Source organism: Mycobacterium sp. (assembly GCF_035570115.1).
GTDB lineage: Bacteria > Actinomycetota > Actinomycetes > Mycobacteriales > Mycobacteriaceae > Mycobacterium.
In genome coordinates this window covers 1-14,335 of the sequence record NZ_DATMLH010000213.1, presented here as the reverse complement: position 1 = coordinate 14,335, position 14,335 = coordinate 1, and the positions used below count along the sequence as shown (strand labels likewise).

The 14,335-nt window shown below is 66.4% G+C and carries 16 protein-coding genes; 3 read left to right on the top strand and 13 right to left on the bottom strand.

The annotated features are described in order from the left end of the window. From VNW74_RS19290 to VNW74_RS19240, 11 genes are all read right to left on the bottom strand, one after another. Nucleotides 1–555: ATP-binding protein (locus tag VNW74_RS19290; RefSeq protein ID WP_325679699.1), on the bottom strand; the 555-nt coding region annotated here is incomplete at its 3' end. 282 nt (nucleotides 556–837) lie between these two features. Next, entirely contained in the window at nucleotides 838–3,486 is a 2,649-nt protein-coding gene (locus VNW74_RS19285) for a helix-turn-helix transcriptional regulator (protein WP_325679693.1), read from the bottom strand. A 236-nt stretch (nucleotides 3,487–3,722) separates the two neighbouring features. Next, a complete protein-coding gene (locus VNW74_RS19280) occupies nucleotides 3,723–4,604 on the bottom strand; it encodes an SDR family oxidoreductase (RefSeq protein WP_325679691.1) in 882 nt (293 codons plus the stop codon). Nucleotides 4,605–4,613: 9 nt separating this feature from the next. Continuing rightward, nucleotides 4,614–5,867: a cysteine--1-D-myo-inosityl 2-amino-2-deoxy-alpha-D-glucopyranoside ligase gene (gene mshC / locus VNW74_RS19275; protein ID WP_325679688.1), complete on the bottom strand. Its 1,254-nt coding sequence runs from the start codon at nucleotides 5,865–5,867 to the stop codon at nucleotides 4,614–4,616. A gap of 139 nt (nucleotides 5,868–6,006) precedes the next feature. Next, nucleotides 6,007–6,774, bottom strand: a complete 768-nt coding sequence (locus VNW74_RS19270) for a 3'(2'),5'-bisphosphate nucleotidase CysQ (RefSeq protein ID WP_325679686.1) — start codon at nucleotides 6,772–6,774, stop codon at nucleotides 6,007–6,009. A 36-nt stretch (nucleotides 6,775–6,810) separates the two neighbouring features. Next, nucleotides 6,811–7,626: an SCO1664 family protein gene (locus VNW74_RS19265; RefSeq protein WP_325679684.1), complete on the bottom strand. Its 816-nt coding sequence runs from the start codon at nucleotides 7,624–7,626 to the stop codon at nucleotides 6,811–6,813. After that, a complete protein-coding gene (locus tag VNW74_RS19260; RefSeq protein ID WP_325679682.1) occupies nucleotides 7,610–8,197 on the bottom strand; it encodes a DUF3090 domain-containing protein in 588 nt (195 codons plus the stop codon). The genes VNW74_RS19265 and VNW74_RS19260 overlap by 17 nt, the downstream gene beginning before the upstream one ends. Before the next feature lie 57 nt (nucleotides 8,198–8,254). Continuing rightward, nucleotides 8,255–8,947 (bottom strand): histidine phosphatase family protein, encoded by a 693-nt coding sequence (locus tag VNW74_RS19255; RefSeq protein WP_325679680.1) that lies wholly within the window; start codon nucleotides 8,945–8,947, stop codon nucleotides 8,255–8,257. Further along, nucleotides 8,944–9,099 carry a hypothetical protein gene (locus VNW74_RS19250; RefSeq protein ID WP_325679678.1) on the bottom strand — a complete coding sequence of 52 codons (156 nt, stop codon included), beginning with the start codon at nucleotides 9,097–9,099 and terminating at the stop codon, nucleotides 8,944–8,946. The genes VNW74_RS19255 and VNW74_RS19250 overlap by 4 nt, the downstream gene beginning before the upstream one ends. Beyond that, the gene (locus VNW74_RS19245) at nucleotides 9,096–9,938 is read right to left on the bottom strand and encodes an undecaprenyl-diphosphate phosphatase (RefSeq protein ID WP_325679697.1); all 843 of its coding nucleotides are present in this window, start codon (nucleotides 9,936–9,938) and stop codon (nucleotides 9,096–9,098) included. The genes VNW74_RS19250 and VNW74_RS19245 overlap by 4 nt, the downstream gene beginning before the upstream one ends. A gap of 40 nt (nucleotides 9,939–9,978) precedes the next feature. Continuing rightward, nucleotides 9,979–10,293, bottom strand: coding sequence for a hypothetical protein (locus VNW74_RS19240; protein ID WP_325679676.1), 315 nt, complete (start codon nucleotides 10,291–10,293; stop codon nucleotides 9,979–9,981). Nucleotides 10,294–10,434: 141 nt separating this feature from the next. Here VNW74_RS19240 and VNW74_RS19235 point away from each other — a divergent pair, with 141 nt between their 5' ends. From VNW74_RS19235 to VNW74_RS19225, 3 genes are read left to right on the top strand one after another with little or no spacing between them, the layout of a single operon-like run. Continuing rightward, on the top strand, nucleotides 10,435–11,484 hold the full coding sequence (locus tag VNW74_RS19235) for a hypothetical protein (RefSeq protein WP_325679674.1): 1,050 nt from the start codon (nucleotides 10,435–10,437) through the stop codon (nucleotides 11,482–11,484). Further along, nucleotides 11,481–11,735, top strand: a complete 255-nt coding sequence (locus VNW74_RS19230; protein WP_325679672.1) for a DUF5703 family protein — start codon at nucleotides 11,481–11,483, stop codon at nucleotides 11,733–11,735. The genes VNW74_RS19235 and VNW74_RS19230 overlap by 4 nt, the downstream gene beginning before the upstream one ends. 32 nt (nucleotides 11,736–11,767) lie before the next feature. Beyond that, entirely contained in the window at nucleotides 11,768–12,841 is a 1,074-nt protein-coding gene (locus VNW74_RS19225; RefSeq protein ID WP_325679695.1) for a quinone-dependent dihydroorotate dehydrogenase, read from the top strand. Nucleotides 12,842–12,859: 18 nt separating this feature from the next. Here the strand turns inward: VNW74_RS19225 and VNW74_RS19220 are convergent, their stop codons facing one another. Both VNW74_RS19220 and VNW74_RS19215 read right to left on the bottom strand, forming a co-directional pair. Continuing rightward, nucleotides 12,860–13,390, bottom strand: a complete 531-nt coding sequence (locus VNW74_RS19220; protein WP_325679670.1) for a YbhB/YbcL family Raf kinase inhibitor-like protein — start codon at nucleotides 13,388–13,390, stop codon at nucleotides 12,860–12,862. A 37-nt stretch (nucleotides 13,391–13,427) separates the two neighbouring features. Then, nucleotides 13,428–14,335, bottom strand: a 908-nt coding sequence (locus tag VNW74_RS19215) for a M20/M25/M40 family metallo-hydrolase (RefSeq protein ID WP_325679668.1), incomplete at its 5' end; no start/stop codon positions are given.

Below are 14,335 nucleotides of genomic sequence, written 5' to 3'. Positions count from 1 at the left end.
CCGGTCGTGTAACTCGTTGATCAGCCGGGTATCGACGGCGCCGCCGAGCACGGCGCGGGCGAGTTCCCCGGTCTGCTCCCGGGTGAACGCTTCGATGCGCAGACTCAGCAACAGCCGCTCTTTCCACAGCGCCGTCACCGCGTCGGACACGTTGTCGCCCGACCGGATCGTCACGATCAGCCGTGCAGCGCCGCTGGCGGCAAGTTGGTACACCAGCGTCGACGACAACGGATCGAGCCACTGGGCATCGTCGACGACGACGACCAGGTTCTCTTCCCCCTCCAGGGTTTGTTGCGCGGCGGCCAGCATCGCGGCGGGTTCTCGCGGAGCGTCGACAGTCACGGATCGATAGAACGCGCCCAATGGCACGGCGGAGCCGGTTTGGGTGCCCAGCACATACCGCACCATCAGCCCGCGCGACTTGGCGATCGTGGCCAGGGTCCGAGCCAGGGTCGATTTGCCGACCCCGCTATCACCCACCAACGCGACGCCCTGAAACTCCGCGTCGTCCTCGAGCGCCGTCCACGCCTGGCGGATCTCGTCATCGCGGCCCACCAACGGCCAACCCGACCCGCTCACCGCTCGCATACGTCGAACCCCCTGTCGGCTAGTCCTCGAAATCCGGTGTCATGCGGGTAAAAGTAGGACTTGTCGAGCTGGTTTCAGCGGATTTGACACAGGTGGAGTAATAATTTGACGGCCATGAGACCGACGGCTTCCGCGCTGGCCGTTGCTGATCTGGCCCGCATTACTAAGCTACCGCCGCACGAGCGACGGCCCGCGGTTTTCTGGGCAGGAGAGCGAGGGCCAAATCGTGCGTCGCGCACGCCGATCGTTTTATATCCCGACCGGATCCAGGCTTAATAGGTGGATGAGCTGGTCGCGGCTGTTGATGCCGAGTTTGGCGAAGATGCGGTAGAGGTGTCCCTCCGCGGTCCGTACCGAGACAACCAACCGATCGGCGATCTGGCGGTTGGATAGGCCGGCCGCGACCAGCATCGCGATCTCGCGTTCCCGGCCGCTGATCGGCAGCGGGTGGGCCGCGGCCTCGACTGCCGGTGTGTGTAGGCCGCATTGGCTGGCCAGCCGGTATGCCCGGGCCGACGAAGCTACTTCCTTGCCGCGGTGGCCTGTGCGGATGTGTTCGCCCGCCGCCTGGGCCGCCGCGTCCGCAGCAAGTGCCAGTGCCCCCAGATCGGCGAACCGACCTGCCGCGGCGTCCAGCAGGTCTCCGTCGTGGTCGGCCAAACCACGAGCTTGGGTGGCGATCGCCTCCGCCAGCGGCGTGTTCAGCGTCCTGGCGAGTTCCTGCAGCCGTGCGGCACACGAGCGGTCACCGAACCGGACCGCCGTATACAGCGCGCGCATCTCCACAGCGTGCATCCCGGATTGTTGTGCGATCTGCGCGGCGCGCACCGTATGCATTCGGGCGGCCGTGATCTGGCCGACGGCCGTCCGTTCCCAGGCCCGGGCAAGCTCAAGTTCGGGCAAGAAGACCGCGACCTGCGGTCCATAGGCTTGCTCCGAACTGCGCAACGCGGCAGCGGCCGCCTCACCATCTCCCCGCGCACCTTCCGCCTGCGCGCACCAGGCCGCCACCACCATCAACCAGCCCGGTGGAAAACCCTGCGACATCGCCGACATCGAGTCATGAAATGCAGCACAAGCGGACGGCAGCGCACCATGGGTAAGCTGCACGAGTCCGCTCATCGCGTGCACGAAGGCGGCTGCCTCAGAGCCCACCGTGGCCATCGGAGCATAACGTTGCCAAACCCGCTCGGCCGCCGGAAAATCACCGGCGACCGTCGCCGCGATCACCTCGGCCAAAGCCAACCCCATGACAAACCGGTGCGGTCCCAATTGGTCTGGCCCGGCTGCCCGCCCCCCATCCGCTATGCGGTAAACCTCGCTAAATCGCCCGGTCAGCGCCAACGCCCAGCACGTCGACGCCGCCGCCCACGTCGTCGCCGGCGGTTGCGCATCGGCTGCACACAGGGCCAGCCCTAGGTCAATCGCCGTCGCAACGTCACCAGAGAAGCACGCGAACGATACCTCCAGCGTGCTGACAAGACGGACGCCCGCCTCGGAATCGACGCGATCCCTCACGTCGGCGAGTACCTGCCGGGCGGGCTCAACCTGCTCGCAACCAAAGAACAGATTCACCGCGCGCAGACAGCCCCATCGCACCGTCAGCCACCCATCGGCACCATCAGGATCGACGTCACCGAGCACTGCCTCGGCCTCGTCGCCTCGGCCCTGCCAACTCAGCGCGTCAGCAAGCACGAGCGCCGCCGGCAGGCCGCCGCCGTGATCGAACGCGAACCGCGCCAGCTCTTCGCCGAGAGCCATGTTCGACATAGCCACCGCGCGCCCCGCTGCATCAATGATCATGTCGAGGTCCGGCGTCAGGTCGCTGTGCACCATGAACCGCGCCAGCTGTATCCGGGTCCGCACGTCAGGCAACCTCGACGGCCGCTCATGTGTCTGCAGGTGCTTCCGAAGATGTTGTGCCAGCATGCCGTTAAGCTGCCGCAAGCGCACCACCCCAGCGCGTTGGATTGCCACTTCACCCACGATGGGGTGAAACAACCGAGCCAGAGTGTGTGATTTGTCGGCAACCAGTTGGATTAATCCGCGGCGCTCGAGATCTGCCACCGCGTCAGCATCGCAAAGTCCACGCAGGGTCTCCCAGTCCAGCACCTCCGCCGCAGCCAAAACCTCTACCGCCTCCAATTCCTCGGCGCCCAAGGATCGCAGGCGAAACTCAAGCAGATCGTAGAGTTGGCGATCTGCACGCAGCGCGCCTCGAAGCCGCCAGCTGTGTTCGGTGCGCACCAGCACACCGCTCTCCTGGCCTGCATTCAGCAGGCCCCGCAGCATCAGCGGATTGCCCGCGGTCCGGACGTGTAACTCGTTGATCAGCCGGGTCTCGACGGCACCGCCGAGCACGGTGCGAGCGAGCTCCTCCGTCTGCGGCCAGGTCAACGCCTTGATGTACAGACTAAGCAGCAGTCGCTCTTTCCACAGCGCGATCACCGCGTCGGGCGCATTGTTGCGCGACCGGATCGTCACGATCAGCCGTGCACTGCCACTGGCTGCAAGTTGGTACACCAACGTCGACGACAACGGATCGAGCAGCTGAGCGTCGTCGACGACGACGACCAGGCGCTCTTCCTTCTCCAGGGTTTTTTGGGCGGCGGCCAGCATCGCGGCGGGTTCTCGCGGAGCGTCGACGGTCACCGACCGATAAAAGGCGCCCAACGGCACCGCGCACCCGGTTTGGGTGCCCAGCACAAAGCGCACCGTAAGCCCGCGCGACTTGACACTATCGGCGAGGGTGTGAGCCAGGGTCGATTTGCCGATCCCGCTGTCGCCCACCAACAGAACGCCCTGGAACTGCGAAGCGTCGTCGAGTGCCGTCAACGCTTGACGGACCTCGTCATCGCGGCCCACCAACGGCCACGCTGACCCACTCCCCGTTTCCATCGGACGTTGAACCTCCCCGGTGCCCGACGGGTTTTCACGCTACCCGACTCCGCCCTGGTTCGCGCCGGATGTCACAACTTCCAGCAAAAATTTCGCTTAGCCGCTAATTAGACAGCGGTTGAATTAACTCGTGTCCTTGCAGGCCATTCCGCGATGCGTCGGACCCTAGACAAACGGCGCTGGCTAAGCCCGCCGCCGCCCGGGCTTCGGGCGCTGGCGGAATCGCCGCAGCTCCCTTAGTGCTTTTCCAGCTGTTCGGTATGCGCGCTGGTGGAACGCCCCAGCGCGGCGACTTCGGCGTCCATTCGGGGCAACTGGGCGGCAGTATCTCTGTGGGCCAAAGATTCGCCGAAGCGGGTAGACAAAAACGGCTTCAGCCAACGGAACACGGCGACCCATCTCGGGCAATACACGCGTTCCTTGCGGCCATCGATGCCGGCGACGAAGGCTGCGGCGCACTTGTCCACCGAGGTGGTCTTGTTCAACGGCCACGGGAACTTTGCCAATTGCTCGCGGAATGAGGGCAGGTCGGCCTGGGTGTCGCGGACCAGCGCCGTGTCGATCCAGGACATGTGTGCCGAACCGACGGCCACACCAAGGTGCGCGACTTCGAGTCGCAGCGCGTTCGCGAAATGCTCGTTGCCCGCCTTAGACATGTCGTAGGGCGCCATTCCCGGCGCCGGCGCGAACGCGGCAAGAGAGGAGACGATCAACACATAGCCGCGGCGGTCGATCACCGACGGCAACGCGGCACGCACTGTGTGAAATACACCGAGCAGGTTGACGTCCAACACCCGTTTGACCGCCTCGGGGTCGACCTTCAGCACGGAGCCGTAGCTGGCGATTCCGGCGTTGGCGACAACGACGTCGATACCGCCGAACTTTTTAACGGCCTGGTCGGCCGCGGCCTGCATCGCGGCGAGATCACGCACGTCAGCGACTACCGTCAGCACCCGGTCGCCGCCGCCCAGCTCGGCGGACTTCGCCGCCAATGCCGCCTCGTCCAGATCGGTCAGCACCAGCTTGGCGCCCTTTGCGTGCAATCTTCGGGCCACCTCGGCCCCGATGCCATGAGCACCACCGGTGATGAATACGACTTGCGAGTTCACTGACGTCATGGCCGCAACCTACCGCTGCGGCAACTGCAGGTCCACTCCCAGCAGCGCATCGATCGCCGTCGCGACCGCCCGCGGCGCCTGGGCGTCATGACCGCCGTACTCCAGCGCGTCGGTCGTCCAACCATCAAGTGCAGCAAGCGCTTTAGGCGTATCCAGGTCGTCGGCGAGATAGCGGCGCACCCGGGCGATGGTGTCGGCGGCGTCAGGTGCGGCGGGCAGCGTGGTCGCGGTGCGCCACCGGTGCAGCCGGGTATTGGCAGACTCCAGCACGTCGGCGCTCCAATCGCGGTCAGCCCGGTAGTGGCCGGCCAGCAGGCCCAGTCGGATAGCCGACGGCTCAACGCCCTGAGCGCGTAGCGCAGACACCAGAACCAGGTTGCCGCGGCTCTTGGACATCTTGTGCCCGTCCAAGCCGATCATGCCCGCATGCACATAGTGGCGGGCGAATCGTCGCTCACCGCTGACGGATTCGGCGTGCGCGGCGGTGAACTCGTGATGCGGAAAGATGAGATCGCTGCCACCGCCCTGGATGTCCAGGCCGCTACCGATACGGCTGAGCGCGATCGCCGCGCACTCGACGTGCCAACCAGGTCGGCCCGGTCCAGACGAAGACGGCCAGCTTGGCTCCCCGGGCCGCGCGGCGCGCCACAACAGCGCGTCGAGTTGGTCGGTCTTGCCCCGGCGGTCCGGGTCCCCGCCGCGCTCGGCGAACAGGCGCAGCATGAGGTCGCGGTCATAACCGGATTCGTAGCCGAATTGGACCGTGGCGTCGGCGCGGAAGTAGACATCGGGATATTCGGGATCGTCGACGACGTAGGCAGCCCCCGAGGCCAGCATTTTTTCCACCAGCTCGACGACCTCAGCCACCGCCTCGGTGGCGGCGACGTATTCGCGTGGCGGCAGCACCCGCAGCGCGGTCATGTCGTCGCAGAACAGCGCGACCTCGCGGGCCGCCAGGTCGCGCCAGTCAATACCGTCGCGGTTGGCCCGCTCGAACAGTGGATCGTCGACATCGGTGACGTTCTGCACGTAGTGCACATCGTGTCCGAGGTCCAGCCAGAGCCGCTGGACCAGATCGAACGCGAGATAGGTGGCGGCGTGGCCGAGGTGGGTGGCGTCGTACGGTGTGATCCCGCACACGTACATGGTGGCCGTCGGCCCGGCAGCCACCGGACGCACCTGGCGGTCGGAGGTGTCATACAGCCGCAACTCCGGGCCACGTCCAGGCAGCGCCGGTAAGGGTGCCGATGGCCAGGACCGCATACCGTCGACTTTAGGCCCGGCGACGATGCGGGCCCTGCAACGGCCCGAGAAGGAGCCGGGCAATCAGCTCACGGCCGGCGACGATGCGGGCCGTGCAACGGCCCGAGACGGAGCCGGGCAATCCACCCAGTGCGTCGGTTCAGCTGGCCAACCGGATGGCACCCAGCAGCAGGTCGGCGAGTTCGGGGCGGCACATCAGGAAATCGGGCAGATACGGGTCGGGACGGTTGTACACCATCTCGGAGCCGTCCAGTCGCGATGCGTGCATGCCGGCCGCCAGGATTACTCCCGCCGGGGCGGCCGAATCCCACTCCCACTGCCCGCCAGCATGGATGTAGGCGTCGGCGTCGCCGCGCACCACCGACATCGCTTTGGCGCCGGCCGAGCCGATCCGCACGAATTCGATGTCGAGCCGTCTGGCCAGGTGGTAGAGCACGGCGGGCGGCCGGTTTGAGCTCGCGGTGATTCGGATCGGGCCGGAATGCGCCGTTGTCGGCGCGCTGACGGTGTCGCTGCGGTACAGCTCCCCCATGGCAGGCAACGCGACAGCGGCGTCGGTGATCGCTCCGCTGGGGCCGCCATGGCGCCGCCACAACGCCACATGCACGGCCCAGTCGTCACGCCCCGGCTCGGAGAATTCCCGCGTGCCGTCCAGCGGGTCGACGATCCAAACCCGGTCAGCCCGCAATCGTGCCAGGTCGTCGTAGGCCTCCTCGCTGAGCACCGCGTCACCGGGGCGCTCAGCGCGCAGCCGCCGCAACAGCAGCGAATTGGCTTGGCTGTCACCGGCATCGCCGAGCAGCCACGGGTGGTCGAAGCCGACATGGTCGCGCACCGCCAGCAACAGCTTTCCGGCGTCCTCGGCCAGGTCAGCAGCCAGCGCCGCGTCGGTCACGTCTGGGCTCATCCGGTCCAGTATCCGGTACGGCCGGCAGCGGCGATGTTAGAACGCAGGCCAGGGAATCGGCCGGTGCCGATCCGGGCCGGGCATCACCGGGTTTTCCAGCAGCGCGCGAGCGCGCAGGTGTAGCGCCGCAATCTCGGCGCTGGTGATGTGTTCGGCCAGACCATCGCCGAGCCGGCCGCCCAGCGCGTCGACCAGCCCTGACACCGCGTCCAGAGTGCTGTCGTCGACGGGCTTGCCGGCCCACCCCCACAGCACCGTGCGCAGCTTGTCCTCGACGTGCAGGCATACCCCGTGGTCGACACCGTAAATATCGCCATCGACACCGCGCAGCACGTGGCCGCCCTTGCGGTCGGCGTTGTTGATCAACACGTCGAACACCGCCATTCGCCACAGTCGAATGTCGTCGGCGTGAACCAGCGAGACCGGGTCCCCGGCATAGTCATACGCCCGCAGCACCGGCAGATAGCCGGGCGGCAGCCTGTCAGCCGGAACCAGGTCGACCAAGTCTGGTCCCGGTCCGGGGTCTGAACCAGGTTCGTCGCCGGGTTGGTCCACCCACAGCTGTAGCATCCCCGGACCGGCAGGGCCGTGGCGAATGATGGTGTACGGCACGATGTTCCAGCCCAATTGCGCTGACACCAGATACGCGCCGAGCTCTCGGCCGGCCAGTGTGCCGTCGGGAAAATCCCACAGCGGCTGCTCACCGGCGACCGGCTTGTACACGCAGTGCACGGTGCAGGCGTCCAGCGTCGACTCGCACAGGAAGGTGGCGTTACTCGCCGAGCGAATGCGTCCCAGAACCGTCAGCTCGCCGCGACGCAGGACCTCGCGTTCGTCAGTCCTCGGCGTCATCGTCAGGCCCGAGCAGCGCGCTGCGCCGGTAGCCGTTGGTCCGCGCACAGATGTGTCCATCGGGGTCCAGCGGTTCATCGCACAGCGGGCACGGCGGGCGGCCCGCGGAAATGACACGGTTGGAACGGGTGGCGAACTCCCGCGCCGACTCCGGCGTCAGAAACACCCGCACGGCGTCAGGCCCCTCCTCGGTGTCGTCAAGAACCACAGATGCGTCGAACTCGGTGTCGCTGACGGCCAGCAGTTCGACCACCACGGTTTGGGCCTCGGAATCCCATCCAAGGCCCATGGTGCCGACCCGAAATTCCGCGTCGACCGGTGTGATCAACGGGCTGAGGTCCTCGACCTCGCTGGTCTCCGGAGGGACCGGTGTGCCGAACCTGCGGTTGACCTCCAGCAGCAGGGCGCCGATGCGCTCTGCGAGCACCGCCACCTGCTGCTTCTCCAGCACCACCGAAACCACCCGGGCGTCGTGCACCGCCTGCAGGTAAAAAGTGCGGTTTCCGGGCTGGCCGACTGTCCCGGCGACGAAGCGGTCGGGTGAGCGGAAGACGTGAATCGCGCGAGACATGGCAATTCCAAAATACCGGCAGTTGCGGCTGAGTCGTAATTGTTGGCCGCGACTCGCTCAGTCGGTAGACCCGCCCACCACTGCATCGCCTGGCGGCGCTTCACCGTCCGGTGGTGGAGCAGCCGTCAGCGCCGATGTCAGTCGAGGGCCGGTGTGATTCACGTGCAGTACGAACGGTCGAAATCGGGTGTAGTGGATCACACTCATCGATGCCGGATCGGCGGAGACACGTTGGAAGCCGTCCAGGTGTAGGCCAAGCGCGTCGGCGACGACCGCCTTGATGACGTCACCGTGCGTACAAGCCAGCCACAGCGCGTCGCCGTCATGCTGCTCGGCCAGCCGCGCGTCATGGTCACGCACGGCGGCGACGGCACGCGTCTGCACCTGCGCCAGGCCCTCACCGCCGGGAAACACCGCCGCGCTGGGATGCGCCTGAACGACGCCCCACAACGGCTCCTTGACCAGATCGCCGATCTTGCGGCCGGTCCACTCGCCGTAGTCGACTTCGGCGAACCGGTCGTCGATTTCCACCTCGATGCCAAGCGCAGCGGCGAGCGGCTCGACCGTGCTCCGACATCGCAGCATCGGTGAGCACACCACCGCCCTAATCGGCAGCTCATCGATCCGATCGACCAGCTCCGCAGCTTGCTGGCGGCCTTTGTCGTCGAGGTCGACACCCTCGGCACGACCGGCCAGCACATGCGCGGTGTTCGATGTCGACCGCCCGTGCCGCAACAGGATGACGGTCATATGCGCCGCTCCTCAGCATCGCTCCGCTCTGCGTCGTCGTCGGCGGAGGTCATGCGCCGCTCCTCAGCATCGCTCCGCTCTGCATCGTCGCCGGCGGAGGTCATGCGCCGCTCCTCGGCATCGCTCCGCTCTGCATCGTCGCCGGCGGTCACGTCGGACTCACCACCCCTGCCGCCAACAGGATCAGCACGCCCGCACCAGCGGCCACCCGATAGCCGACGAACCAATACATGCTGTGCCGCACCAGAAATCGCAACAACCACGCCACCGAAGCAAGACCGACCACGAACGCGATTATGGTAGCCGCAAGCAGCTGCGGTCCCGTCGCACTCATCCCCTCGAGCACCGGGTGGAAGGCGTCCGGCAGCGAGAACAATCCGGACGCGAACACCGCCGGAATGGCCAGCAGGAACCCGAATCGGGCAGCCAATTCGCGATCGAGCCCGAGAAACAGCCCCGCACTGATGGTGGCTCCGGACCGGGAGACTCCCGGGACCAACGCCAGCGTCTGGGCAATGCCGACGACGACCGCATCGCGCCAGGTCAGCTGGTCGATGTGTCGGCTCTGCCGACCAAGACGCTCGGCAAGAGCGATCACCGCCGAGAACACCACCAGCGCTGTCGCTATCACCCACAGGTTGCGCACGCCGGAGCGGATCTCGTCCTTGAAAAACAGACCCAGGATGCAAATAGGAATCGTCCCGATGATGACGTACCAACCCAGCCAGTAATCGGCATCGCGGTGCGCGGCGACTTGCCTCCCCTTAAAAAGGCCTCTGAACCATGCCTTGACGATCCGCACGATATCGCGGGCGAAATAGACCAATACCGCGAGCTCGGTGCCCAACTGGCTTACGGCGGTGAACGACGCGCCGGCGTCGTCGGCAAAGAAGATCCGCGACACGATCGCCAAGTGGCCAGACGACGACACCGGCAAGAACTCGGTCAGACCCTGCACCACGGACAAGACGACAACTTGCCACCAAGACATCGCCGGCGCCACAGTCACGACGACGACCGTACCGGGTGATCTAGTCGGCGACCTCGGTGAGGGCGACCGCGTCTCGCACGGCCGCGGTCAGGCTGCGCTCGTCGGTGACGTCGACGTCGATGACGCTGCACCGAAGGGTGGCGACGATATCTTCGGGCTGCGGGACCGGACCACTCAACCGGGGCCGGTATACCTCGACGAGAAGCCACGGACCTTCAACGCGGAAGGCGAAGCTACGGCCGTCAGCCGCCTGCCCGAACCCGCTGGCCAGCACCTTTGCCCCAAAGACCCCAACCCACAAGTCTTCGATAGCAAACTCGGGGTTAGTGACATGGCGATCGGCGGCGACGCTCATATCGGCGACCATACCCGGTCGCCGACTCACGGCTCGCGCGACGGGCTCGGGTGGTAACAGGCGGCGTTGCCTAGTATCGGACTCCAATGCGCGTACTCCTTCTACACACCGGCTGCCCCCTGGATATCCGAGAGTTACCCTGTGCCACCACACCGCAAACGCAGTGCACACATCGTTCGTCGCCAGGCCGCTGGCCTGTTGGTTTTGCTGACGTTCGTGGTGGGTTGCTCGTCCAAGACGCTCGAGGGAGCTCCACCGACGATCGAGCCTGCGCGGCCGGCCGATTCGCCGCCGCTGTCGCAGGTTCCGGCAGGTCTGGTCCATCCGCTGGACGGCAAGCCCCAGGCCGCGATATTCGACAGCCACACAGCGCAATTGGTGATCTTGACCTCTGGGTTAGCCGCCACGGCACCCGCCAAAATCACGGCGATCGGCCACCAGCACACATCATCGCGCGTCATCGACCTGCCCGGCCCGGTGACCGGGCTGGCCGGTGACGGCGGTGGCAACGCTTATCTGTCCACCCGCGGCGGCTACTTCGTGGCCGATCTGTCGGCTGGACGTGTCGCGCGCGTCGGCGTCAGCGGCGCCGAGAGCGTCGATTTCACCGCGATAGCCCGTCGCGCCGACGGCACCGTGGCGTTGGGCACCGCTGACGGCATGATCTACACGATCGCGCCCGCAGCCACCGTCAGCAATCGGACGAAAATCTTCGGACACGTTGATTCCGTTGCGGTGCAAGGAAACACCGTGGCCGTGTTGGATCGTGGCCAGACGTCGGTCACCACGGTCGGTCCCGATGGAAAGGTCGGGCAGGCGTTACGCGCAGGCCAGGGTGCCACCACAATGGTGGCCGATCCCGCGGGCAGGTTGTTGGTGACCGACACCCGGGGCAGCGAGCTGCTGGTGTTCGGCGTCGACCCGCTGATCTTGCGTCAGGCGTACCCGGTGCGCCAGTCCCCTTACGGCCTGACCGGGTCTCGCGGGCTGACGTGGGTGTCGCAAACAGCGGCGAATTTGGTTATTGGTTACGATCTGTCAACCGGAATCCCTGTGGAAAAGGTACGGTACCCAACCGTGCAGCAACCCAACACGCTGGCCTTCGACGACGACGCAGGCACGTTGTATGTGGTGTCGGGTTCCGGCGGGGGCGTTGAGATCATCGAGCATGCGGCGGCGGGTCCACATTGACGACGGCACGAGGCGGCCGGTTGCCGGCGGGTTGGGACAGTGAGATGTCCGACGAATACGAATGGGCGCCGCTCCGCCTGCCGCCGGAGGTGACCAGGCTCAGCGCCTCGACCCGATTGTCCATCGAAGCGGAGTACCGCGGCTGGGAGCTGACCCGGGTGCGACTCTATACCGATGGGAGTAGGCGGGTATTGTTGCGCCGCAAGAAGTCTCGCATCGATAGCGCCCGGCTCGACCAGCCGAAACTGTGACGGTGAGCACCGCGCGCGACGACCGTCATCAGATATACGGCGCACTCCGCCGGTTGCTGTTCCTGGTGCCGCCCGAGCGCAGCCACGAGCTGGTGTTCGCGGCGCTGCGTGGCCTCACCACCACGGCGCCGGTGCGGCGGCGGCTGAGCCGGCAGCTGGCACCGACCGACCCCGTGCTGGCCAGCACGGTGTTCGGGGTGCGCTTCCCCGGGCCGCTGGGTCTGGCTGCGGGCTTCGATAAAGACGGCATCGGGCTGAAGGCTTGGGGCGCGCTGGGATTCGGCTACGCCGAGGTCGGCACCGTGACCGCGCACCCCCAAGGGGGCAATCCGGCTCCGCGGCTATTCCGGCTGCCTGCCGACCGCGCGCTACTCAACCGGCTGGGTTTCAACAATCACGGCGCCGCTCAGCTGGCGTCCAGGCTGGCACGGCAAAACCCTGATGTGCCGATCGGCGTCAATATCGGCAAGACCAAGTCCACCCCGCCCGAGCAGGCCGCCGACGACTACCGGGCCAGCGCCCGGCTGGTCGGGCCGCTGGCCACCTACCTGGTGGTCAACGTCAGTTCGCCGAATACCCCTGGGCTACGCGATCTGCAGGCGGTCGAGTCACTGCGCGGCATCCTGTCGGCGGTGCTGGCCGAGACCTCGACGCCGGTACTGGTGAAGATCGCACCGGATCTTGCCGACTCCGACGTCGACGGCATTGCCGACTTGGCGGTCGAGCTGGGTTTGGCCGGCATCGTCGCAACCAACACCACGGTGTCGCGCGATGGGCTGCGCACCCCGGGTGTCGAGCGACTCGGCAGCGGCGGCATCTCGGGGGCGCCGCTGGCGCAACGCGCCGCCGAGGTGCTGCGGCGACTCTACGGTCGGGTTGGTGACCGGATGACGCTGATCAGTGTCGGCGGTATCGAAACCGTGGACGACGCCTGGGACCGCATCACCTCAGGCGCTTCATTGCTGCAGGGCTACACCGGTTTCATTTACGGCGGAGGCTTGTGGGCCAAGCACATTCACGACGGCATCGCGCATCGGCTGCGCGAAGGTGGGTTTTCCACGTTGAGCGAGGCCGTCGGATCCGCGGCCCCTCGGAGGTCGAGCTGACGTCGTCGCGATGCCCTACTAACGCTGCTCGTAGGTTCCGTAAATGACCGCACGGGCGATCGCGTGTTGGAACAGGTTGAAGCCCAGGTATGCGGGGCTGGCGTCCTCGCGCAGGTCGAGTTTCTCGACATCGACCGCGTGCACGGCGACGTAGTAGCGGTGCGGCCCGTGGCCGGGGGGCGGCGCGGCGCCGAGATAGCGGCGCATACCGGCGTCGTTGACCAGCGTCAGCGCGTCACCCGGTAGGTCACTACCTTCGCCGACACCGTCGGGCAACTCGGTGACCGAGGCGGGCAGGTTGGCCACCGCCCAGTGCCAGAAACCGGACAAGGTCGGGGCATCCGGGTCATAGACGGTCACGGCGAAGCTGCGGGTCTCGTCGGGAAAACCGGACCAGCTCAGCTGCGGGCTGACGTCTTCGCCGCCCGCGCCCATGATCCCGCTGATTTGCGGCGTCGCCAGCGGCTGCCCGTCGGTGATCGACGCCGACTCCAAGTGAAACGACGGCAGTTTCGGCAGTGCGGCGTATGGGTCGGGCGGTGCGATCATGATCGGTCCTCTCTCGATTGATTGGCTCAACGTGCGGCTAGCAGTGTGTCAAGAAGTGTGTCAGTACCTCGGTGCCAAACCTCAGCGCGTCAACGGGTACCCGTTCATCGATGCCGTGGAACAACGCCGCGAAATCCAGGTCCGGCGGCAGCCGCAAGGGGGTGAAGCCGAAGCAACGAATACCCAAGCGCGAGAATGCTTTTGCGTCCGTCCCACCCGAAAGCATGTAGGGCACGGTCCTGGCGTCGGGATCCACCGCCAGCAGCGAGGCGTTCATCACGTCGACGAGGTCACCGTCGAACGTGGTCTCGTACGACGGCAAGTTGGTGATCCATTCGCGACTTACGTCGGGACCGATCAGCTCGTCGACCTCCGCCTCGAACGCCGCTAACCGGCCGGGAAGCACCCGGCAGTCCACCACGGCCTCCGCCGTCGCCGGTACCACGTTGGCTTTGTAACCGGCCTTGAGCATCGTCGGGTTGGCGGTGTCGTGCAGGATCGCCTTGAGCATGCGGGCCATCGGACCGAGCTTGTCGATCGTCCCCTCGAGGTCGGAGGACTCGGCGTCGAAGGGCAGGCCCGTCTCCTCCGTGATGGCCTTCAGGAATTGCTTCACGGTGTCGGTCACGACGAGCGGGAACCGGTGGCGGCCCAGGCGCGCCACCGCCTGGGCGATCGAGGTGACGGCGTTGGGCTCATGCGTCATCGAACCGTGCCCCGGCCGGCCGCGCGCCGTCAGCCGCATCCAGTACAGGCCCTTTTCCGCGGTCTCGATGAGATACAGCCGACGCTCGCCGCCATCGTGGCGCGGCACCGTCAGCGAGAACCCGCCTACCTCCCCGACCGCTTCGGTGACGCCGTCGAACAGGTCGGGCCGGTTGTCGACCAGCCATTGCGCCCCGTATTTACCGCCGTTTTCTTCGTCGGCAACGAAGGCGAACAGCA